Annotated in this window: 16 protein-coding genes and 1 tRNA gene; 7 read left to right on the top strand and 10 right to left on the bottom strand. The window is 72.2% G+C overall.

The window, feature by feature from the left end:
- Nucleotides 1–20: 20 nt before the first annotated feature.
- Genes ACH4G3_RS33495 through pgsA form a run of 3 tightly spaced genes read right to left on the bottom strand, consistent with a single transcriptional unit; the run spans nucleotide 21 to nucleotide 2,862 of the window.
- Nucleotides 21–1,184: a glycosyltransferase family 4 protein gene (locus ACH4G3_RS33495; protein ID WP_397628006.1), complete on the bottom strand. Its 1,164-nt coding sequence runs from the start codon at nucleotides 1,182–1,184 to the stop codon at nucleotides 21–23.
- Complete coding sequence (locus ACH4G3_RS33490; RefSeq protein WP_397628005.1) at nucleotides 1,181–2,089, bottom strand: phosphatidylinositol mannoside acyltransferase; 909 nt, start codon at nucleotides 2,087–2,089, stop codon at nucleotides 1,181–1,183. Before ACH4G3_RS33490 ends, ACH4G3_RS33495 begins: the two co-directional genes overlap by 4 nt.
- Complete coding sequence (gene pgsA, locus ACH4G3_RS33485; protein WP_397628139.1) at nucleotides 2,086–2,862, bottom strand: phosphatidylinositol phosphate synthase; 777 nt, start codon at nucleotides 2,860–2,862, stop codon at nucleotides 2,086–2,088. Before pgsA ends, ACH4G3_RS33490 begins: the two co-directional genes overlap by 4 nt.
- Before the next feature lie 215 nt (nucleotides 2,863–3,077).
- Between pgsA and ACH4G3_RS33480 the strand changes: the two genes are divergently transcribed.
- Nucleotides 3,078–5,276, top strand: coding sequence for an elongation factor G-like protein EF-G2 (locus ACH4G3_RS33480; protein ID WP_397628004.1), 2,199 nt, complete (start codon nucleotides 3,078–3,080; stop codon nucleotides 5,274–5,276).
- 172 nt (nucleotides 5,277–5,448) lie between these two features.
- Nucleotides 5,449–7,116, top strand: coding sequence for a hypothetical protein (locus ACH4G3_RS33475; protein WP_397628003.1), 1,668 nt, complete (start codon nucleotides 5,449–5,451; stop codon nucleotides 7,114–7,116).
- Between the two features lie 138 nt (nucleotides 7,117–7,254).
- On the opposite strand, the gene ACH4G3_RS33470 is transcribed toward ACH4G3_RS33475, so the two are convergent.
- The 4 genes from ACH4G3_RS33470 to ACH4G3_RS33455 form a co-directional block, all read right to left on the bottom strand.
- Nucleotides 7,255–7,815: an HIT family protein gene (locus ACH4G3_RS33470; protein ID WP_390990597.1), complete on the bottom strand. Its 561-nt coding sequence runs from the start codon at nucleotides 7,813–7,815 to the stop codon at nucleotides 7,255–7,257.
- An 89-nt stretch (nucleotides 7,816–7,904) separates the two neighbouring features.
- The gene (gene thrS / locus ACH4G3_RS33465) at nucleotides 7,905–9,881 is read right to left on the bottom strand and encodes a threonine--tRNA ligase (protein WP_397628002.1); all 1,977 of its coding nucleotides are present in this window, start codon (nucleotides 9,879–9,881) and stop codon (nucleotides 7,905–7,907) included.
- 92 nt (nucleotides 9,882–9,973) lie between these two features.
- Complete coding sequence (locus tag ACH4G3_RS33460) at nucleotides 9,974–11,209, bottom strand: hypothetical protein (protein ID WP_397628001.1); 1,236 nt, start codon at nucleotides 11,207–11,209, stop codon at nucleotides 9,974–9,976.
- Complete coding sequence (locus tag ACH4G3_RS33455; protein ID WP_354749512.1) at nucleotides 11,206–11,772, bottom strand: DUF4365 domain-containing protein; 567 nt, start codon at nucleotides 11,770–11,772, stop codon at nucleotides 11,206–11,208. The genes ACH4G3_RS33460 and ACH4G3_RS33455 overlap by 4 nt, the downstream gene beginning before the upstream one ends.
- Before the next feature lie 167 nt (nucleotides 11,773–11,939).
- On the opposite strand from ACH4G3_RS33455, the gene ACH4G3_RS33450 reads away from it, so the two are divergent.
- Nucleotides 11,940–12,668 carry a 3'-5' exonuclease gene (locus ACH4G3_RS33450; protein WP_397628138.1) on the top strand — a complete coding sequence of 243 codons (729 nt, stop codon included), beginning with the start codon at nucleotides 11,940–11,942 and terminating at the stop codon, nucleotides 12,666–12,668.
- Between the two features lie 56 nt (nucleotides 12,669–12,724).
- Here ACH4G3_RS33450 and ACH4G3_RS33445 read toward each other — a convergent pair.
- Together ACH4G3_RS33445 and ACH4G3_RS33440 are read right to left on the bottom strand one after the other, a co-directional pair.
- A tRNA-Val gene (locus tag ACH4G3_RS33445) sits at nucleotides 12,725–12,796 on the bottom strand.
- A gap of 39 nt (nucleotides 12,797–12,835) precedes the next feature.
- A complete protein-coding gene (locus ACH4G3_RS33440) occupies nucleotides 12,836–13,282 on the bottom strand; it encodes an SRPBCC family protein (protein ID WP_397628137.1) in 447 nt (148 codons plus the stop codon).
- Nucleotides 13,283–13,343: 61 nt separating this feature from the next.
- Here ACH4G3_RS33440 and ACH4G3_RS33435 point away from each other — a divergent pair, with 61 nt between their 5' ends.
- From ACH4G3_RS33435 to ACH4G3_RS33420, 4 genes are all read left to right on the top strand, one after another.
- Nucleotides 13,344–15,761: an SCO7613 C-terminal domain-containing membrane protein gene (locus tag ACH4G3_RS33435; protein WP_397628000.1), complete on the top strand. Its 2,418-nt coding sequence runs from the start codon at nucleotides 13,344–13,346 to the stop codon at nucleotides 15,759–15,761.
- Between the two features lie 128 nt (nucleotides 15,762–15,889).
- Nucleotides 15,890–17,551 (top strand): helix-turn-helix domain-containing protein, encoded by a 1,662-nt coding sequence (locus ACH4G3_RS33430; protein WP_397627999.1) that lies wholly within the window; start codon nucleotides 15,890–15,892, stop codon nucleotides 17,549–17,551.
- Nucleotides 17,552–17,796: 245 nt separating this feature from the next.
- Nucleotides 17,797–19,155 carry a type III PLP-dependent enzyme domain-containing protein gene (locus ACH4G3_RS33425; RefSeq protein ID WP_397627998.1) on the top strand — a complete coding sequence of 453 codons (1,359 nt, stop codon included), beginning with the start codon at nucleotides 17,797–17,799 and terminating at the stop codon, nucleotides 19,153–19,155.
- Between the two features lie 11 nt (nucleotides 19,156–19,166).
- The gene (locus ACH4G3_RS33420) at nucleotides 19,167–19,373 is read left to right on the top strand and encodes a hypothetical protein (protein ID WP_031139070.1); all 207 of its coding nucleotides are present in this window, start codon (nucleotides 19,167–19,169) and stop codon (nucleotides 19,371–19,373) included.
- Between the two features lie 50 nt (nucleotides 19,374–19,423).
- On the opposite strand, the gene ACH4G3_RS33415 is transcribed toward ACH4G3_RS33420, so the two are convergent.
- Nucleotides 19,424–22,159: an exo-rhamnogalacturonan lyase family protein gene (locus tag ACH4G3_RS33415; protein WP_397627997.1), complete on the bottom strand. Its 2,736-nt coding sequence runs from the start codon at nucleotides 22,157–22,159 to the stop codon at nucleotides 19,424–19,426.
- Nucleotides 22,160–22,256 lie beyond the last annotated feature (97 nt).

The raw sequence follows: 22,256 nt of genomic DNA, 5'->3' as shown, positions 1-22,256 counted from the left end.
TCACACGGCCGGGTGCCCGGTCAGTCCCGGGCCAGGCCGAACCGCCCCCACAGCCCGCTGGTCCGCTCGTCCTCGGCCACCGCCGCCGCGCCCGCCGTCACCGTCTCGTAGACGGACAGGATGTCCGCGCCGACGGTCGACCAGTCGAAGCGCCGGACGTGGGCGCTGCCCCGCTCGCGCAGTTCCGCGCGGCGGCCCGGGTCGTCCAGCAGGCGCACGGCCGCGTCGGCCAGGGCGTCGGCGTCCTCGTTGGGGAACAGCTCCCCGGCCTCTCCCCGGTCCAGGACCTGGGCGAAGGCGTCCAGGTCGGAGGCGAGGACGGGGGCTCCGGCGGACATGGCCTCGACCAGGATGATCCCGAAGCTCTCGCCGCCGGTGTTGGGCGCGACGTACAGGTCGACGCTGCGCAGGAAGCGGGCCTTGTCCTCGTCGCTGACCATGCCGAGGAATTCGACGCGGGAGCGCAGCTCGGCGGGCAGGGTCTCCACCGCCTCCTCCTCGTCCCCGCGCCCGGCGACCAGCAGCCGGGTCTGCGGGCGGGCGGCGAGGATCTTCGGCAGGGCCCTCATCAGCACCGGCAGGCCCTTGCGGGGCTCGTCGATGCGCCCGATGAAGCCGACCGTGCCGCCCTGCCACTCGGCCTTGGGCTCGGCCTTGGCGAAGAAGTCGACGTCGACGCCGTTCGGGATCACCACCGCGTCCCCGCCGAGGTGCTCCACCAGCGTGCGCCGGGCGTACTCGCTCACCGCGATCCGCGCGCTGATCTTCTCCAGGGCCGCCTGGAGGATGGCGTACGCGGCGATCATGGCCCGGGAGCGCGGGTTGGACGTGTGGAACGTGGCGACGATCGGTCCCTGGGCGGCCCAGCAGGTCAGCAGGCCGAGCGAGGGCGAGGTCGGCTCGTGGATGTGGATGACGTCGAACGCGCCGTCGTGCAGCCAGCGGCGCACCCGGGCGGCGCTCAGGAAGCCGAAGTTCAGCCGGGCCACCGAGCCGTTGTACGGCACCGGCACCGCGCGCCCGGCCGAGACGACGTAAGGCGGCAGGGGGGTGTCGTCGTCGGCCGGTGCGAGGACGGACACCTCGTGGCCGAGACGGATGAAGTACTCGGCCAGGTCCCGGATGTGGAACTGGACGCCGCCCGGTACGTCCCAGGAGTACGGGCAGACGATGCCGATCCTCACGACGGCCCCTTCGCAGGGTCGAGGTCCGCGAGCCACAAGCGCTGCAGCATGTGCCAGTCCTCCGGGTGGTCGGCGATCCCCGTGGCGAAGGCGTCGGCCAGCGCCTGTGTCATGACAGACGTCTTCTCGGCGCGCGTGCCTGACCCGGGCACCTCGACGGGTGGGTGGACCCGGCCGCGCATCACGGGCGAGTCGTCGTACCAGAGGGTGACGGGCAGCAGCAGGGCGCCCGTCTGCTGGGCGAGCAGGGCCGGTCCGGCCGGCATCCGGGCCGTGTCGCCGAAGAAGCCGACCTCGACGCCGGAGGCGGACAGGTCGCGGTCGGCGACCAGGCAGACCAGGCCGCCGTCGCGCAGCCGCCGGGCCAGGGTGCCGAAGGCGGTGCCGCCGCTGTGCGGCAGGACCTCCATGCCGAGGCCCTCGCGGTAGGCGACGAACCGGTCGTACAGCGTCTCCGGTTTCAGACGCTCGGCGACCGTCGTGAACGGGATGCCGAGCTTCGTGGTGACCCAGGCGCCGGCGAGGTCCCAGTTGGCCAGGTGGGGCAGGGCGAGTACGACGCCCTTGCCGGCGGCCAGGCCCTCGGTCAGGTAGTGCAGGTCCTTGGCGACGAAGCCGCTCTCGATGCGTTCCCTGCTCCAGGCGGGGAGGCGGAAGGACTCCATCCAGTAGCGCAGGTACGACCGCATGCCGGCCCGCGAGAGTTCGGCGAGGCGCTCGGGGCTCGCGCCGGGCACCACGCGCGCGTAGTTGCTCTCCAGCCGCTGTATGCCCTTGCCACGCTGCTTCCAGGCGAGGTCGGCGATGGTCTGCCCGAGCCGTACGGCGACCGGCTCGGGGAGCTGCTTGACGGTGCTCCAGCCGAGTCCGTACAGCGCGTCCGTCAGCCGGTCCTGTGCGCTCACGTGGCCGCCTCGCTCCCGTGAGAGGCGTTCTCGTTCTTCTGCCCGCCCCCATTGTCGTCCCGCTCGGCGGCCGCGGTCGCGGCCTCGGCCTCGGCCTCCGCGGACTCGCGGCGGACCGTGACGACCCGCTGGATCAGCGTGACGAGGCTGCCCACGGCGACGATCCACAGGGCGACCGGCAGCAGGTACTGGATGCCCGGGACACCGAACGCGTGCAGGCCCGCGAGGCCGGCCGCCACCAGGGAGATCACCAGCCGCTCGGCCCGCTCGACCAGCCCGTTGACGGCGACCGGCAGGCCGATCGACTCGCCGCGGGCCTTGGTGTACGACACCACCTGACCGCTGGCCAGGCAGAAGATCGAGACGGCGCACAGGACGAGGTCGTCGCCCCCGCCTGCGTACCAGAGGATGAAGCCGCCGAAGATCGCGCCGTCGGCGACCCGGTCGAGCGTGGAGTCCAGGAAGGCGCCCCAGCGGCTGGAGCGGCCGAGCTGGCGGGCCATGTTGCCGTCGACCAGGTCGGAGAAGACGAACAGCGTGATCACGACCGTGCCCCAGAAGAACTCGCCCATGGGGTAGAAGACCAGCGCGCCCGCGACCACACCGGCGGTGCCGATGAGCGTGACGGTGTCGGGGCTGACGCCCCGCCGGATCAGAAACGCGGCGAACGGTGTGAGAACACGCGTGAAGAATGCACGCGCGTACTTGTTCAGCATGGCCTTCCCGAGGGTCGGTGTCGCCGTCTGGCCCCTGCTGGCCACCGGCTGGCCCATCGTAGCCACGCGCGCGTGCGGGCGACGGGCGGGACCCGAGGCCCGTGTCACGGCGCACCGGTGCGCGGGGCGGGGCGCGATCACGTCCTTCGTATGGACGCACCGTGACGGGAGTGGGAAGGTCGAATAACCGCGGGCGTCGCCGGAGCCGCACCGCACGCGGATCCCGCGTGTCCGCGCCCACAGTGACCTCACCGTGCACGGGAGGCAGGATCATGGGCGACAAGGCACAGACACACCCTGGGGCCGCCGGCAGGGCACAGGCGGCCGACCACCCCCAGTCCGTACGGAATGTGGTGCTGGTCGGCCACTCCGGATCGGGCAAGACCACGTTGGTGGAGGCCCTCGCGCTCACGGCGGGGGCAGTGAACCGGGCGGGCCGCGTGGAGGACGGCGGCACCGTCTCCGACTACGACGAGATCGAGCACCGGCAGCAGCGCTCGGTGCAGCTCTCCCTGGTGCCCGTCGAGTGGGACGGGATCAAGGTCAATCTCCTCGACACCCCCGGATACGCCGACTTCGTCGGTGAGCTCAGGGCCGGTCTGCGCGCGGCGGACGCGGCCCTCTTCGTCGTCTCGGCCGCGGACGGCGTGGACGGCTCGACCCGCATGGTGTGGGAGGAGTGCGCGGCCGTGGGCATGCCCCGGGCCATCGTCGTCACGCACCTGGAGGCGGCGCGCGCCGACTTCGAGGAGATGACCCGGATCTGCGCGGAGGCCTTCGGCGCGGACGACCCCGACGCGGTCCTGCCGCTCTACCTGCCGTTGCACGGCCCGCAGGCGCCGGACGGGCACGCTCCCGTGACCGGCCTGATCGGGCTGCTGTCGCAGAAGCTGTTCGACTACTCGACCGGCGAGCGCAAGGAGTCGGAGCCGGGCGAGGACCAGCTGCCACAGATCGAGGAGGCCCGCAACCGGCTGATCGAGGGGATCATCTCGGAGAGCGAGGACGAGACCCTCATGGACCGCTACCTCGGCGGGGAGCCGGTCGACGTCAAGACCCTGATCGAGGACCTGGAGCGGGCCGTCGCACGCGGGGTCTTCTTCCCCGTCCTGGCCGCCGCCCCCGCGACCGAGGGCTCCCGGCAGGGGCTCGGCACGCTGGAGCTGCTGGAGCTGATCACCCGGGGCTTCCCCACGCCGCTGGAGCACGAGACGCTGCGGGTGACGACGGTCGACGGCAAGCCGCGCGAGCTCAAGCCGTGCGACCCGGACGCGCCGCTGGTCGCGGAGGTCGTGAAGACCTCCTCGGACCCGTACGTCGGCCGGCTGTCGCTGATCCGGGTCTTCTCCGGCACCCTGCGCGCCGACCAGACGGTCCACGTCTCCGGGCACGGCCTGGCCGACCGCGGGCACGAGGACCACGACGTCGACGAGCGGATCGGCGCCCTGTCCACGCCGTTCGGCAAACAGCAGCGCCCGGTGTCGCACGTGATCGCCGGCGACCTGGCGTGCGTGGCCAAGCTCAGCCGGGCCGAGACCGGCGACACCCTGTCCGCCAAGGACGACCCGCTGCTCATGGAGCCGTGGCAGATGCCCGACCCGCTGCTCCCGCTGGCCATCCAGGCGCACAGCAAACCGGACGAGGACAAGCTCTCGCAGGGCCTGGCCCGGCTGGTGGCCGAGGACCCGACGATGCGGCTCGAACAGAACCAGGACACCCACCAGGTGGTCCTGTGGTGCCTGGGCGAGGCGCACGCGGACGTCGCCCTGGAGCGGCTGCGCAGCCGCTACGGCGTCCAGGTCGACGTCGTACCGCACAGGGTCTCCCTGCGTGAGACGTTCGCGACCAAGGCCGCCGGGCGTGGCCGGCACGTCAAACAGTCCGGCGGGCACGGGCAGTTCGCCATCTGCGAGATCGAGGTGGAGCCGCTGCCGGGCGGCTCGGGCATCGAGTTCGTGGACAAGGTCGTCGGCGGCTCGGTGCCCCGGCAGTTCATCCCCTCCGTGGAGAAGGGCGTAAGGGCCCAGGCAGCCAAGGGAGTTGTCGCCGGGTATCCGCTCATCGACGTACGCGTGACCCTCCTGGACGGCAAGGCGCACTCGGTGGACTCCTCCGACGCCGCGTTCCAGACGGCCGGGGCGCTCGCGCTGCGTGAGGCGGCGTCCGATGCGAAGATCCATCTGCTGGAGCCGGTGGCCGAGGTGTCGGTGCTGGTCGGCGACGACTTCGTGGGCGCCGTGATGAGCGACCTGTCGGGGCGGCGCGGCCGGGTGCTCGGCACCGAGCAGACACCCGGCGGGCGCACCCTGATCCGGGCCGAGGTGCCCGAGATCGAGATCGGCCGGTACGCGATCGACCTGCGGTCGATGACGCACGGCACGGCCCGCTTCAGCCGCCGGTACGCACGGCACGAGCCGATGCCGCAGCAGGTCGCGGACCGGATCCGTGAAGAGGAGCGCAAAGCCTCCTAGTTGGGGCCTGAGGGGGCCAAGTGGCCCCCGTGAGGGCTCCCTGAGAACAGGCGGGCGGTTCAAAGGACCGCCCGCCGACGGATGCCGGTGCCTGCGGATACGCTGATGACCTGATCAACAGGTGTGCGGAGCGCGGAACTCGGGAAGGCCGCTTGATGCGGAAGCGGCAGCGATGGGGGCGGCAGTGACGGACGGATTCGACTTCAGCCCAGGGGCCCAGGTGCCTCTGGCGGGTGCGAGCGGCCAGACCGCGGCGACCTACGCGCTGGCCGCGGCGGCGTACCGGGACGACGAGGTCGCCAAGATCCTGAAGGCCGACAACGAGTGGCACCAGTCGAAGGTGACCCCACCGCGCTCCTGGGCGAAGATCTTCCGCCCCAACTTCGGCGAGGCCTTCTCCCGCGCCGTCGTCGACCGCATGCTCGGCGCCGGGCGCAAGCCGGTCATCCAGTCCTTCGGCATCGAGCCCCAGGTCGTCGTGGAGCACTGTCTGGCGGCCCACCGCATCCGCCGCGACCGCGACAACTGGCTGTCGGCGGTCACGGTGATCTGCGGGGTGCTCTTCCTGCCGGGCTTCCTCGTGTGGCTGCTGGTGTTCACGCTGCGCACCACCATGGCCAAGCGCGAGGACAAGCGGGCCGGCGCCCTCGCCACGACCCTGCTGGTCGCCGTGGGCGCGCTCGCCGTGCTGTTCCTGATCCGCATGCCGTTCGAGGGATTCTGGGCCCTGTACGGGCGCGCGGCGGTCGTCATGCCGGTCGTCGGCTGGTTCTGGGCCAAGCAGATCTGCGAGCGGACCGCCCGGGACCTGCGGGAGCGCTGGTCGAGCCTGCTGTCGGGCGGCGGCGTGGGCGCCAAGATCCCCGAGGCGGTGCCGGGCAACCCCGGCGACGCGGCCGAGCAGGTCCGCAAGGAGCTGGCCCGTCTGGCCGCCGAGCAGCGGTCCAACTCGGTCTTCTACGCCGGGCCCAAGGGCATACTCGGCATGGGCACGCGGTGGGGCAGCTGGCAGCTGGCGGAGGAGCTGGTGTCCGCCGAGCCGGGCAAGGACTTCCACCCCTTCCGCAGCTGGGACGTCATCGTGGCGATCCAGGGCGGCCTGGGCATGCTGGAGCGCACGTCCATCAACACCGGCGGCTTCCCGAAGCCGTCCATCACGCACTGGATCGTCACACCGATCGGCGAGAAGGCGACGGAAGTGTCCCGGCCGAGCGGCGCGGACGTCGACGCGTACACGGTGCGGACGCACGCCATACAGGACATCTGCAACAAGCAGCAGTTCGGCAGCGGCGACCGGCACTATCTCGGTGTGCAGTGGACCCTGTGGGACGGCCACCTGGTCATCACGATGCTGATCACGGTGACGGTGCTGCACGACACGCTGCGCATCGAGGTCACCGGGCACGCGCTGGGGCCGGTCAACTCCCTGTTCAACGACAAGCCGGCGGCCAAGGAGAAGACGGTCCAGAAGGCCTTCCGCTTCTGGGAGACCCGCACCGTGAAGATGCCCCTGATCGACGCCGACGAGGTGGTACGGCTGGCCGCACGCGCCCCGCTGACCTGGTATCCGCCGCTGCTGAACTGGCTCGGCGGCAGCCTGACGCTTCCGGAGCCGTTCGGTCTGCGGCACGCGTGGGCGGATCAGCCGTGGCGGCACCGGTTCATGGCGGACGACGCGCTGCGGGCTGCGACGCCTGTGCTGCGGGTGGTGCACGCGGCGGCGTTGAAGGTGCTGCGGGAGAACGGGGTGGACGTCGAGAAGTTCGGGTCCAGGTCGGCGGCGCTCAGCGGGGCGGTGCAGGAGGCTTCGCCGAAGAAGGCGGATGTGTACGACGCGTAGGCCTCCGGCGGTCGAGCCGTTCAGCCGCGGGCCGGTGGGGGCTCGTGTCCCTGGGGGCTACGCCCCCGGACCCCCATCGGCCTGAACGGCCTCGTCCTCAAACGCCGGACGGGCTGGGAAGGCCCGACCTCGCCGAAATCAGCTGGTGGGCCAGGCCTCCGCCAGCATCTTCCGGGTGTCCGCCAGCAGCTGCGGCAGCACCCGCGTGTGTCCCACCACGGGCATGAAGTTCGTGTCGCCACCCCACCTCGGCACGATGTGCTGGTGCAGGTGCGCCGCGATGCCCGCGCCGGCGACCGAGCCCTGGTTCATGCCGATGTTGAAGCCGTGGGCGCCGGAGGCCGTGCGCAGGGCCGTCATCGCCTGCTTCGTGAGCTCACCGAGCTCGGCGGTCTCCCCCGCCGTCAGGTCGGTGTAGTCGGCGACGTGCCGGTAGGGCACGGTCATCAGGTGCCCGCCGTTGTACGGGTACAGGTTGAGCACCGCGTAGACCTGCTCGCCGCGCCGGACGACCAGCCCGTCCTCGTCGGACTTGGCCGGGATCGAGCAGAAGGGGCAGCCGTCGCCGGCGCCCGGGCCGGTCGGCTTGTTCTCACCCTGGATGTAGGCCATCCGATGGGGCGTCCACAGACGCTGGAACGCGTCCTGCGTCCCCACTCCCAGCTGCTGCTCCGGCTCACTCGTCATGCAGTGCAGCATATGGCGTCGAGCTGGGGGTACGGCAAAGGCCCCCGGGATCTCCCGGGGGCCCGTACGCGGTTCGGCGGGGGCGTGGTCGCGCCCTGCGATCAGACCTGCGCCCGCTCCTCGACGACCTTGAGGATCTTCGCGATGGCCTCGTCGAACGGGATGCCGTTCTCCTGGGAGCCGTCGCGGTAGCGGAAGGACACGGACCCGTGGGACATGTCCTCGTCGCCCGCGATGACCATGAAGGGCACCTTCTGCTTCTGGGCGTTGCGGATCTTCTTCTGCATACGGTCCGAGGAGGAGTCCACCTCGATGCGCAGGCCCTTCTTCCGGGCCGCCGCCGCGAACTTCTCCAGGTACTCGACGTGCGCGTCGCCGATCGGGATGCCGACCGCCTGGACCGGGGCCAGCCACGCCGGGAAGGCGCCCGCGTAGTGCTCCAGGAGCACCGCGAAGAAGCGCTCGATCGAGCCGAACAGCGCGCGGTGGATCATGACGGGGCGGGTCTTGGAGCCGTCCGCGGCCGTGTACTCCAGGTCGAAGCGCTCCGGCAGGTTGAAGTCGAGCTGGATGGTCGACATCTGCCAGGTGCGGCCGATGGCGTCCTTGGCCTGGACGGAGATCTTCGGGCCGTAGAAGGCGGCGCCGCCCGGGTCCGGGACGAGCGGGAGGCCCTGCTTCTCGGCGACCTGGCGCAGCGTCTCGGTCGCCTCCTCCCAGGCCTCGTCGGAGCCGACGAACTTCTCGGGGTCCTTGGTGGACAGCTCCAGGTAGAAGTCGTTCAGGCCGTAGTCGCGCAGCAGCTCCAGCACGAAGGTGAGGAGCTTGTCGAGCTCCTCGGACATCTGCTCGCGGGTGCAGTAGATGTGCGCGTCGTCCTGGGTGAAGCCGCGGGCGCGGGTCAGGCCGTGGACCACGCCCGACTTCTCGTACCGGTACACGGTGCCGAACTCGAACAGGCGCAGCGGCAGCTCACGGTAGGAACGCCCGCGCGCGTCGAAGATCAGGTTGTGCATCGGGCAGTTCATGGGCTTGAGGTAGTAGTCCACGCCCTCGTCGAGCTGCATGGGCGGGTACATGCCGTCGGCGTACCAGTCCAGGTGGCCCGAGGTCTCGAAGAGCTTCCCCTTCGTCGCGTGCGGGGTGTAGACGAACTCGTAGCCCGCCTCCTCGTGCCGCTTGCGCGAGTAGTCCTCCATGACCCGGCGGATGATGCCGCCCTTGGGGTGGAAGACGGCGAGGCCGGAGCCGATCTGCTCCGGGATGGAGAACAGGTCGAGCTCGCTGCCGAGCTTGCGGTGGTCGCGCTTCTCGGCCTCGGCGAGGAACTCCAGGTGCGCCTTGAGCTCGTCCTTGGTCGGCCAGGCGGTGCCGTAGATGCGCTGCAGCATGGGGTTCTTCTCGCTGCCGCGCCAGTAGGCGCCCGCGTTGCGCATCAGCTTGAACGCCGGGATCGCCCGGGTCGACGGCAGGTGCGGACCTCGGCAGAGGTCCTTCCAGCACAGCTCGCCGGTCTTGGCGTCCAGGTTGTCGTAGATCGTCAGCTCGCCGGCGCCGACCTCGACGTCCGCGCCGTCGTCGGAGGAGGCGGAGCCCTTGAGGCCGATCAGCTCCAGCTTGTACGGCTCACCGGCCAGCTCCTCGCGGGCGGCCTCGTCGGTGACCACACGGCGGGCGAACTTCTGCCCCCGCTTCTGGATCTCCTGCATCTTCTTCTCGATGGCCTTGAGATCCTCGGGCGTGAACGGCTTCTCGACGTCGAAGTCGTAGTAGAAGCCGTCCTTGACGGGCGGGCCGATGCCGAGCTTGGCCTCGGGGAAGAGCTCCTGCACGGCCTGCGCCATGACGTGCGCGGTGGAGTGGCGCAGGATGTTCAGACCGTCCTCGGAGGAGATCTCGACGCCCTCGACCTCGTCGCCCTCGGACAGGGCGTACGACAGGTCCCTGAGTTCGCCGGCCACGCGCGCGGCGATGATCGAGCGCTCGCCGGCGAAGAGCTCGGCGGCCGTAGTGCCCGTCGTCACCACGCGTTCTTCCCGCTCGGAATCGCGCTGGATGATCACACGGACGTCTGACACCGGTCTCTCCTGACTGAAGGGGGCCGCGGGCGCCATACCGGAGCGCACGCACGAGTAAGGATCGTACCGACCCGGGACCACCCTTCGCGAAATCAGTCCCCGCAGTCCCCTCCGCAGGCCTCCTCGAAGAAGGCCGCCACCCCGGCGTTCTCCTGGAGCGCCTTCATGAGGCGGTCCCGCTCGGCGTCGTCGACCTGCACCGGTACGACACCGTGGGCGCCGGTCAGGCGCCGGAAGCCGCCCCGGCTCTCCAGCCGTCCCTGGACCCGCACCGGCAGCCCGACGAGGTGGGCGTGCCCGGCGATGCGGTACGCCTCCTCGTCGAGGGTGATCCGGACGTCCGGTACGTCGGCCCCGGCCAGCACCCGCAGCCGTACGGTGCCCTCGCCGCGCGGCCCCGACCTGCGCATCCGTGTCACGGCTCCCGTGATCCGCACCGGTACGGCGGGTTCCTCGCGCAAGTAGCGGGCGCCCGCCTCGCGCAGCGCGGGCAGGTCGCCGGGTGAGAACTCGACGGGCTCGGCGGAGGCCGCGCAGCCCTCGGGCACACCGGCGGCCGGGGCCCACTCGACGGCGATCCGGGCGCCCTCCGTGCCCCGGACCAGCGCGACGAGGGCCTCGGTGAGGTCGTGGCTCACGCCCGCCTCGACCGCGGCGTCGAAGGCTTCCATGCCGCCGGTGGTGCGCTGGTAGTCGATGGCCTCGCGGGCCGCGTACAGGGCATGGTGGAGGCGGACGGCGAGGGGCCGGCCGCCTTCGACGGGCACGAAGGCGGTGAGCCGGCCGTCCGTCGCGGAGCCGACGAGGACGTGGTCCAGGGACGCGGCGGCGGAGCGCCGGTGCCGGGCGCCGTGGTAGCCGGCCCGGGCGCGGGTGGCGAGTGCCGCCGCGAGCAGCATCCGGCGGGCGGCGGTGCGCAGCCGGTCCTCGACGGTCCAGGGCGCCGCACCGGCCGGCCCGGCCGGGACCTCGTGCCACCAGCGGATCTCGTCGCTGGGGACGGCGAGGGAGACGAGGATCTCGCGGGCGGAGGGCGAGCCGCTGCGGGACAGGGCGAGCAGGGCCTCGCCGAGCAGGTCGTCGCTGTCGGGGAAGGCGCGGGTTTCGGGTACGAGGAGGCTGGTGCCGGTGCCGCCGGGGCCGGGCGGGGTCCAGCGCCCGTAGCGTCCCGGGGCGCCGCCGCGCCGCTGCCAGCCGTGCCGGCGGAGCAGGGCGCTGAGTACGGCCGGGTCGACGTCCGCGGGCTCGGCCGGAGCGGCGCTCCAGGTGGTGTCGACGGGGTGGGGCCGCACGGGCCTCAGTGGCTCCTCTGTCGGGCGGTGCGTCACGGTTTCCCTCCCGTCCCGACCCGCGTCATGATCTCGCACAGCGCCCGGTCGTCGAAGATGCGTGAAGTCGGTATGCGCACGGTGGTGCGGCGGCGGCCGGTGATCGGCTGGCCCGCGAGGTTGGTCCAGTAGCAGCAGTGCCTGAGGTCGAGCCGGTCGTGGCCGGCGCGCAGCCAGTCGTCCTGGGAGCGCGGCACCAGCATCACCACCAGGATCTTGTGCACCGACACGGGTGTGCGGGCGAGCTTCGCCAGGTGGTCGTTGTCGAGCGTGAAGGCGAAGGTCGGGCCCGGTGGGGCGGGCGGCACCTGGTACGTGGCCTTGAGCTGCACCTTGATGGTGACCTCGTCGTCGACGGTGTGCCCGGGGGCGCTGTGGCTGACGTGCCAGTCGATGCCGTTGTCGGGGAACGGCTGGGAGAGCGAGCAGCCGGCGGCCGCCGCGACGGCGTGCAGATAGCCGACCTGGAGTGTCTCCATGCAGGCGGTCGTGGCGAGGGTGCCGCGAGAGGGGGCCGTGCGCTCGGGCAGCAGCCCGCCCCGTTCGGGCTGCGCTATGGCCATGGCCAACAGCCTTCCAGAACAAGTGGATCCCCGTGCGGGCCGTTGAACTGCGCGGACCCGTACTCCTGTTGTCTCCTTCCGGCGTACGGCGCAAACAGCCCGGGTATCACCGGATCGGGCAGCGGACGGTGCGTCAACTGCCGAAGTGAACGAGGGGTTGTGTGGCTATGACGACGTGCTGGTACGAAGGCCCGCTGGCCGCCTTCGACACGGAGACCACGGGCGTGGACGTCGAGACCGACCGCATCGTGTCGGCCGCCGTCGTCGTCCAGGACGCCCCGGGCATCCGGCCGCGGGTCAGCCGCTGGCTGGTGAACCCGGGCGTGCCGGTGCCCGCCGAGGCGACGGCGGTGCACGGGCTGACGGAGGATCACCTGCAGCGCAACGGCCGGTGGCCGGCGCCGGTGATGTACGAGATAGCGGAGGCGCTGGCCGAACAGGCCCACGTGGGCCGCCCGGTCGTGGTGATGAACGCGCCGTTCGATCTCACCCTGTTCGACCGGGAGTTGCGCCGTCATCGCGCCTCGTCCCTGAACCGCTGGTTCGAGTCGGCCCCGCTGTGCGTGCTCGACCCAAGGGTCCTGGACAAGCACCTGGACCGCTACCGCAAGGGCCGCCGCACCCTGACCGATCTGTGCGCGCACTACGGCGTCGCCCTGGAGGGCGCGCACGACGCGGCGGCCGACGCCGTGGCGGCGCTGGAGGTCACCCGAGCGGTGGGCCGCCGTTTCGCGTCGCGGCTGGAGCGCCTCGCTCCCGGTGAGCTGCACACGCTGCAGGCGGTGTGGCACGCGGCGCAGGCCCGGGGGCTCCAGGCGTGGTTCGCGCGCAGCGGTGTGGAGGAGTCGGTCGACCCGGCCTGGCCGCTGCGTCCGGAGCTGCCGGCGGCGGCCTGAGCACCTGGTGCGGGCATGAAAAACCGGTCCGTCTGAGACGGACCGGCTGTTTCCGGTGGGCGATACTGGGTTCGAACCAGTGACCTCTTCGGTGTGAACGAAGCGCTCTCCCACTGAGCTAATCGCCCGGGAACGCACTGAACAATACAGGCCCCGGCACGTTTCCTTCAAACCGCTTCGAGGTGCCTGGCCAGTCCGCGCGCTCCCGCACGCATCATCAGCCGGTGATTGCCCCGGAAGACGGGCCGGCAGGGCACGGCGAGCCGCCGCAGCAGCGGTTTGCGGACGTCGACGACCTGGTCGTACCGCACGAGGGCCCCCGCCCCCCGAGGTGTGACCGTCCAGCGTGCCCAGCCCTCCATGTCACCGGACAGGGCGATCTCCAGCACGCCCGCCCCGGGATCACGTCGCACCTCCCGCGCCGTGAAGGTCATGTCGTAGGGCAGGACGGAGCGGATCCGGACCACGCCCGTCGTGTCGTCGAGCCGGGTGACATCCCGGACCTGGCGCCACCACCGGGGGTAGTCCTCGGCGCATTCCAGCGCCGCGTACACGGCGGCGGGCGGCGCGGGCAGGCTCCACAGGGTGCGGAAGCGGTAGTGGTTCCAGTCCATGACCGCAGTCTGCCCGCTCACGGTGCGGATGGTCTGAGTACGCGGCTGAGTATCCGCACTCATGCCGTACGAGGTGACGCGGACCACACTGCGAGGCATGACGCACCTTCCGCCCCCGGCCGAGGAGTTGCGGCTCCTCGATGCCGAACTCCGGCAACTGGACGCCCGACGGGCCCAGTTGCTGACCCGTCGCGCCTGGCTGGTCGCGGCCCTGCACCGCACTCAGCAGCCGTCACCCGCGGCGCCGTCGCCTGCCGCACCGCCCCGCCCGGAGGCCGCCGCGCCCAGCGTGCAGAACATGCTGCTGGTGCTGGGCGGTGTGCTGCTCACGCTCGCGGCGGCGGTGTTCACGCTGGTCAGCTGGGGTGACATGGGGATCACCGGGCGGGCGCTGGTGCTCGGCGCGGTCACGCTGGCCGCGCTCGCCGTGCCCGCGCCGCTGCTGAAGCGAGGGCTGCGGTCGACGGCGGAGTCCGTGGCCGGGCTCGGGCTCGCCCTGACCGTCCTGGACGCGTACGCGCTGCGCGAGGCCGCCCTCACCGGGACGGACGGTGCCGGGTACGCGGCTGCCGCGGCGGCGGTGCTGGCGGTGATCTGGTCGGCGTACGGCCTGCTGCCGGCCACGACCGCGCTGCGCCTGCCCCTGCCCTCCGCCCTGGCCGCGGCCCAGTTCCCCCTGCTGCTGTGGGCCCTGGCCGCCGATGCGGGTCCGTATGTGATCACGGCCGCGCTGCTGGTGACGGCCGGGCTCGATGCGGTGGCGGCGCTGCGGGTGACGGCCGGGTCCGTGCGGATCGTCGCGGTCGTCGGTGCGTACGCCATGGGTGGCTGGGGTGTCCTGGCCGCCGGCTGGTTGTCGTTTGCGGCTGACGGCCCGGGCGCCGCTGCCCGTGCCGGGGGGCTTCTCCTTCTCGCGGCGGTGATCGCGCTGGGTGCGGCCTGGCGGGTCCCGGGTCCGGGCGTACGGCACGCCCTCGGTCTCGCGGCGGCCTCGGGGCTGCTCACCGTGGGTGCGCTCGGCGGGGTGGCTCGCTTCGGCGTGCCGACGGAGTGGGCGGTTCCGGTTCATCTGGCCCTCGGTGTCGCCCTGTTGGCGGGTCTGCGGGCCGGGCGGCTGTTGCCGGACCCGGTGCGGCATGGGGCCGCCTGGGCCTCCGCGGTCGTACAGGCACTGGCTCTTGTGTGGGCGCTGCCCGTCGTCGCCCTGGTGGTGATGGGGCCGGCGGGCTGGTTGGGACGGGTGTGGAGCGGTGCGCCGTCGGACGCCCGGGCGGCGGTCGCCGTCGAGGCGCCCTGGCCGTCGGACGCGGCGGCGGCTCCCGTTGTGCTGCTCGCGGTCGCGGCCGTGCTCGCCTCGGCGGTCCGCGCGGAGCAGTGGCGCCCGCGAGCCCGGCTCGGTGCGCTGGGTCTGCTGTGGGCCGCGGCGCTGCTGCTGCCGGCGATCCTCGCGGTTCCCCACCTCGCGGGGATGTCGGTCCTGGGAGTCATGACGGCGGCCGCGCTGTACCTGGGCCGGACCACGACGTCCGGCACGCGGGTCACCGCCCTCGTCCTGGCCCTGGTCACGGCCGTCGACCTCACCCTGGTCTCCCTGGCTTCCCAGACCGCGACGCTGGTCGTGCTGTCCGTGCTGACGGCCCTGCCGGCCGCGGCCTCGTGGCGGGCGGGCCTCGCCCCCTTCACGGCTCCGGCCGCCCTCGTGTACGCCGCCGCCCTGGCCTCGGCGACGGGTGCCGCCGCGGACTGGCCGCCGGCCCGGACCGCCCTGCTGGTCCTGGCCGTGCCCGTGGCCGCCGCCCTGCTCGCGCCGCGTCTCGCCGCGTCCCGGGCGACGGTGCCGGTCGAGGCCGTGGGAGCCGCCGCCGGTCTGCTGGCCGTGGGCCTCGCGGTCACCGATCCGCCGCTGCTCGCCCTGGTGCTTGCGCTGTGCGGCGTCATCGCCGCAGGCACGGCCCTGCGTCCGGAGCGCCGCCCCGTCGGCTATGCGGCCACGGCCCTGTTCGTGCTGGCCGCCTGGGTGCGCCTGGCCGCGTGGGAGGTCGGCACACCGGAGGCGTACACGCTTCCGGTGACCGTTCCGGCGCTGCTCGTCGGTGCCCTGCGCAGGCGCCGCGACCCGCGGACCTCCTCCTGGACGGCGTACGGCGCCGGACTCGCCGCCACGCTCCTGCCGAGCCTCGTCGCGGCCTGGGCCGACCCGCACTGGACGCGGCCGTTGCTGCTGGGCACGGCGGCACTGCTGGTCACCCTGCTGGGTGCCCGGCACCACCTCCAGGCGCCGCTGGTGCTGGGCGGCTCGGTGCTCGCCCTGGTCACGCTGCACGAACTCGCCCCGTACGTCGTGCAGGTGACCGGCGCACTCCCCCGCTGGGCGCCTCCCGCCCTCGCCGGACTCCTGCTGCTCGCACTCGGGGCGACGTACGAGCAGCGGATCAGGGACGTCCGGCGGGTGCGGGAGGTGCTGGGGAGGATGAACTAGCCCTGGTACACGCGCTGTCGGGGCCTGTGCGGGTGTATGGGCGTATCGACTGCGGACAAGGCCCGTGATGTCATACGTTTTCCGATCGGCCGCCGGCGGCAGGCGACACGGTCGGGGGGGGAGGCATCATGACGGACCTGGAGGAATCGGCGGGGCGGGGCACGGGCGCCGAGGACCGGGGGACACTGGAGCACCTGCTCTCGGTGGTGGGGGCGGGAGCCGTGGAGTTGCACACGGCCCCGGCGGGACTGCGGACGAGCGTCAGCGGCGTCCATGTCCTGGACGCTCTCGAACCCGTGATCAGACCACGGGAGTTACTGCTCGCGGTCGGCGTCGACCCGCGCTCGGCGCATGCGGTCGACGTGGTGCGCCGGGCAGGCGAGGCGGGTGCGGCCGGTGTGGTGTTCGGCCCGGGGCGTCCGGAACCCTCCGCGCGGGCGTTGCAGCAGGCCGCGCAGGAGTGCGGCACGGCGGTGCTCTTCCGTACGGCCTGGTGCACCTGGGCCCAACTCGTGGGGGTGCTGCGGGCGGGGCTGGCCTCGGCGGGCGTTCCCCCGACGGCCGCGACCAGCGGCGTGCACCTGGGCGATCTGGACTCCCTGGCCGATGCGGTGGCGGCCCTGGTGGGAGGCTCGGTGACCATCGAGGACACGGAGTCGCGGGTGCTGGCGTATTCCTCCACCGAGGAGAACGTGGACGAGATGCGCCGACTGACCATCCTCGGTCGCCGTGTGCCGCCCTGGCGGGTGGCGGCCATGCGGGAGGCGGGGTTCTTCCAGGCGCTGTGGGGTGCGGGCGACGTGCTGCACCGGCCGGCCCACGGCCAGGACCCGGAGCGCCTGGTCGGCGCCGTACGGGCGGGCGGAGAGGCCCTGGGTTCCATCTGGGTGGCGGCGGTCGCCGGCCGCCCGCTGGCACCGAACGCCTCGGAGACGCTGCGCGCGGCGGCCCGGGCCGCCGCCGCCCATCTGCTGCATCACCGCACCCACAGCTCGGACAGCCGCCTGGTGGAGGACGCGGCTCGGGCGCTGCTGGAGGACCGCGGATCCGTCGAGGTGCTCGCGGAGCGGGCCGCGCTGCCGCCCCGCGAGCCCTGTGCCGTCCTGGCGGTGGGAACGGGGTCCGGCCGCCACGGCGACGACGACCCGTCCGGGCTGTACGGACTGCTGGCCCTGCACTGCGCGGCGCTGGGCCACCGAGTCGTGGTGGTCCCGGCGGGCGGCAGGATCCTGGTGCTGCTGGGCGGGCTGGAACGTGACCCGGGGGCGGCCGGCGGCCAGGTGACGCGGCTCGGGGAATCGCTGGCCGAACAGCTTTCGGTGACGATGGGCACGTCGGTCAAGGTGGGGCTCGGCGACGTGGTCCCCGGGCTGGCACGGGCACCCGAATCACGCCGGTCGGCCGAGCGGACCCTCCAGGCGCTCATCGCGGCCGCCGGGCCACGCACCGTCGCACGGAGCGAGGACGTCGCGGACACGGTGGGCATCCTCCAGGTCGTCGACGCCCTGCGCGAGGTGGCGCTGCCACCGCGGACCTCGGTGGCCCGGCTGAGGGCGTTCGACGCCGATCACAACGGCAGCTGCCTGGTGGAGACCCTGCGCGCCTACCTCGACCACTTCGGTGACGTGGCCGCCGCTTCGCGCACACTGGGCGTGCATTCCAACAGCCTGCGCTACCGGTTGCGCCGGATCACGCAGGTGTCGGGGCTGGACCTGGACAGCCCCGACGCCCGGCTGCTCGCCCAGCTCCAGTTGCGTCTGGACGCAGACGCCGACGGCGCACGCCCCTGAGCGACCGGCACCGAGGTGCGGCCGCTCAGGGGCGTGGGCCGTTTGGCCGCGGCCACCATGGCAGGGCCTCGCCTTCGTCGTACCGCACAACGCCCCCGCAGAACACGGGGGTTGTTGCGTTCAGCCGCCGTGGACGGGGCCCGTGTCTTTGACGACTCGACGAAGACGCCGTCCCGGCGCGGACAGCAGCCTGGTACTCCGCCCCGGGGCCGTCCCGGGTGCTGCGGGTAACCGGAGGACTCACCATGACCGGACCGACCCCTGCCGCCGAGCGGCGCGAACGGATCCTCCAGGAAGCGGTGCGGCAGGGACTGCTCGACGCCGAGCGGTCCCAGCTGGCCGCCTTCGTCGACCTCGACGGCGTCGCCGCGACGGTCGACTCCCTGCACCGCGCCTTCCCCTCTTCGCCGCCTGTGCTGCACGCGTTCGCCGCCAAGGCCAACTGCCTGGTGCCGGTGCTGGCGGAGCTGCGGCGGCTCGGCATGGGCTGCGAGGTGGCCACCGCGGGTGAACTGGCCCGCGCGCTGGCCGCCGGATTCGAGCCCGAGCGGATCGTCTTCGACTCGCCGGCCAAGACGGAGGCCGAACTGCGGCGCGCCCTGGACCTGGGCGTGACCGTCAACGCGGACAACTACCAGGAACTGGCCAGGATCGACCAGGCCCTGGGCGACCGCGTCCCGGTGTCGAGGATCGGGGTGCGCGTCAACTCCCAGCTCGGCGGCGGCAGCATCGCCGCGATGAGCACGGCGACGAGCACCTCGAAGTTCGGTGTCCCGCTGGCGGACCCGGGCAGCCGACGGCGGTTGCTGCGCGCCTACCACGACCACCCGTGGCTGACCTGGGTGCACACGCACGCCGGGTCGCAGGGCTGCCCGCTCGACCTCATGGCCGGCGGGGTCGCGCAGGCCGTGGCGTTCGCCGAGGAGGTCAACGCCTCCCTCGGACGGCGTCAGGTCGTCGGCATCGACATCGGCGGCGGACTGCCCGTCAACTTCGCCGACGACGAGACAGCGCCCACCTTCGCCACGTACGTCCGGCAGCTGCGTGCCCAGGCGCCCGCGCTGTTCTCCGGCGGGTACGAGATCGTCACCGAGTTCGGGCGTTCCGTCCTCGCCAAGAACGGGTTCACCGCCGCGTACGTCGAGTACACGAAGAGCATGGGCGGCCGGCCGATCGCGGTCACCCACGCCGGTGTGCAGGTGGCCACGCGGACCGTGTTCAACCCCGACGCCTGGCCCCTGCGCATCGAGGCGCATGACGGAAGCGGGAGGGCCAAACGGGGCGGACCGGTCCGCCAGGACATCGCGGGCCCCGCCTGCTTCGCCGGGGACCTGCTGGCGCGCGACCGCGCGTTGCCGCTCCTGGAACCCGGCGACCTCATCGCCGTCCCGGACACCGGCGCCTACTACTTCTCGACGCCGTTCCACTACAACAGCCTGCCCGAACCCGCTGTGCACGGGGTCCGGACGAGCGCTGACGGCGGTGTCCGCTTCGAACTCCTGCGTCCCGCGCAGGACCCCTGGGACGTGCCGGTGCCCGTCCCGGGTGGCAACGGCGCGCCCCCGCGGCAACGGGAGCACGAGCCCGCTCACGGCGTCGGGTAAGGAGCACCGAGGTGGCACAGGCCGACCGTCGAGGGCCCGGCCGGGACGGACCGCTCCTCAGTCAGCGCGCCGCGATCGTCTTCCTGCTGGCGGCCCTGGTCGGCATCGGTGCCACTGTTCTGGCGGCGCTGGCCGGCAACGTGTGGCCGGTCGCGGTGAGCGTCGGAGGCGGGGTGGTGGCTCCGGCCGTCCTGTTCTTCAACCAGATCATCGACTAGCCGAGCGGATCCCGAGGCCTCGCCACGGGATCCGCTCGTCCGGTCCCCCGCTACGGCATCCTGTCCCCGAGCAGCGCCAGGTTCTCGATCGCGGCGAGGCCGTACAGCGAGGTGTCGTTGGTGGACACCCAGGCCGCCTCGCTGCCCGGCACCAGGGTGACCGGGCCGCTGAGCTTCTCGGTCTTCCAGGGCGCCGACTCCTTGTAGCCGTCGGAGTTGTAGAACTTGTCCCACGCGCGCTTCGCGAGCTTCTCGTCGCCGGACTGGACGGCAGCGTAGGCGTCGAGGCGCGAGTGGCCCTGGAAGAGGATCAGGGAGCCGAAGTTGCTGCCGTAGCGGGCCGCCTGCTCGGCCTTGGTGGCGTTGAAGTAGCGGCAGTAGTCGAGGTACGCCTCCTTGAACTTCGGCACGTCGACGAGGTCGATGAGCTCGGCGCACAGCTCGTTGAGTCCGAAGACGGCCGACAGGTGCGAGACCTCCACCTTGGGCTGGGCTGCGACGGCGAACCTGCCGGTGTCCAGGTCGTACAGGCCGCTGCCCTGCACGAAGCCGTTGGGCTGGGCGGCGATGGTCTCCATCGTGGACAGCACGCGCGCCTTGGCCTTCTCCCACTTGGGGCCCTTGCGCTCCCACTCGGTCAGCCACGCCGAGACCAGGCCGCTCCAGTCGGTGCCGAAGCCGATCGACAGGGCGTGCCGGTCGGGCGTGTACGGCTCGGTGCGGATCTTGCGGAGCGGGTCGAGGGCGAGGAACGTCTCGTCGGAGTCGACGTTGGCGTGCATGAGATCGCCGACGCGTTCGTCCGCCGTGAGGAAGTAGTAGTAGCGCCGGTACGTGGTGTTGGCGATGCGCTGCTGCTTTGCGCTGTCGGCGAAGTGCTGCACGCCGTGCCGGGTGCCGAGGCCGGCCCACTTGCCCAGGTGGTAGACGTCGACCTCACCGGTGTGCCGGGTCATGGCCTCGGCGAAGCGGAAGATGTCCGAGCGGCCGCTTCTCAGGTACGCGTACCAGAGCCACAGGTCCGGCGACAGCTCGGAGTTGTCCCAGGCGTAGCCGCCGACGTCGTAGCGCCACTGGTGCCGGACGGTGTCGTAGGTGTGCATGATGTCGCCGTAGTCCCAGAAGCCGTACCACCGGCGCATCTCCACCTGGTCCTTGTAGTAGGTGAAGAGGAAGTCGAGGTGGTCCTCGATCTTGGCCTTGGCGGGGGTGGAGCGGTCGGGTTCGGCGTACAGGCCCTTGCCGAAGACGCCCGCCTTGATGAGCTGCCTGGGCGGGGCGGCGAGCTGCGGGAGCACCCGGACGGCCTCGACCTGCCCGGCGAGCCGCTCGGCGCTCGGGGTGGACTCGTTGGCCCAGAAGAGCAGTTCGGAGGTGCGGGCGATGCCGTACGGGGTGCCGAACTCGGGCTCGTAGTCCTCGTAGGTGATGTTGAGGCCCTCGATCTGCTCGGGGAAGGTGTCCTGGCCCATGCCGTCGTGGTAGAAGCGCATGTCCATGGGCTGGGCCTCGGGGGACCAGAGCCAGAGGGTGACCTCGGCCTCGTCGGTGTGGGCGTCCCGGATGTCGAGCTGGGCGGGGAACTTCTCCCAGAAGTCGCGCAGGCCGAAGGAGAATCCGCCGCTCACCCCGCCGACGTATCCGAAGCCGGAGGCGCGCCGGCCGCCGCCCGCCGCGATCCAGCCGTAGCCCTTCTTGGTGCGCTTGCGCAGGGTGAAGCCGTCGGCGGAGAGCTGGGAGAGGGTGTAGTCGCCCCACTCGGGGATGTACTGCAGCCGGGTGGTGACCCGCTGGTCCCAGGTGGCCGGGTCGGGCAGTTTCTTGCCCTCGTACTGCGCCGCCTGCACGGCCGCGCCCGGGTCCCGCCGCAGGCCGGTGATGCCCTTGACGGCCTCACGCAGCAGGCCGGTGCCCTCGCCGCCGATGCGGATGTGCCGGTCGTAGGACTCGTCGCGCATCGGCACGGTGAAGCGGACGCCGAGGCCGCGGATGAAGTCGCCGCTCGCCTTGCCGGGCTCCTGCTTCCCGTCGTAGGTGATGGTGTGCACCATGCGGAAGGAGTCGGCGCCCGCGTAGAAGTAGAGCCGGATGGAGAAGGGCAGCCAGCTGCGGCTGCCCTTGCGGTGCTTGCCGTCGATGCGGACGACCGCGCGGACCGGGCCCTCCTGTTCGACGGTGACCTTGTCGACGGCGCCGTCGAAGCGCTCGGTCCTGACCGCGCCCTGGTCCTCGTCCTCGAACTCGGGCTGGCGGATCAGCACGAGCCGGCCGTTCTTCGCGATCTCCGTCGAGCCCCGCCTGACCGACTTCACGATCGTGGAGCCGGACTTGCCGATCCTGGCGGTGATGACCCCGGTGGAGATGTCGATGGTGCCGCCGCTCTTGTCGACCGTGACCTTCTTCTCCGGCGCGGCGGGCGTCCCGGCGGTGAGGGTGAGCTTGCCGTCGCCCGAACCGACCGCGTGGGCGGTCCACTTGAGAGAGCCGTCGGGCCAGTAGGCGATCGGCCAGGACTGCACGGGTACGGCCTTGCCGTCCGCGTCCGTCAGCGCGAAGGTCTGGTCCTTCTGGTAGGCGCCCTTCGGCCAGGGGACGCCGACGGTGGAGCCGGGGGCCGCGCCGAGGCCGCCGTCCTCCAGCCAGTCGAGGGTCACCGGGTCGGCGTCGGCGGGCTCGGCTCCGGGGACGGCCTGCGCGTCCTGCGTCCCCAGAGCCCAGCTGAACTGGGCGGCGGCTCCGGCGACGGCGGCCGCCTTCAGGAGGGACCTGCGGGGGATGGGAGACATGGCGTTGCTGCCTTTCCTCGTCCGTGCGGGAAGCAATTCCGTACCCTGGTCAGGGGCATGACAGAGAGAGGTGCGGCGCCCGGGGCACCGGCCTGGC

It is taken from the genome of Streptomyces afghaniensis (assembly GCF_044327915.1).
Lineage (GTDB): Bacteria > Actinomycetota > Actinomycetes > Streptomycetales > Streptomycetaceae > Streptomyces > Streptomyces afghaniensis.
The sequence above is the reverse complement of the archived record's forward strand: the minus strand, read 5'-3'. Positions and strand labels throughout refer to the sequence as shown.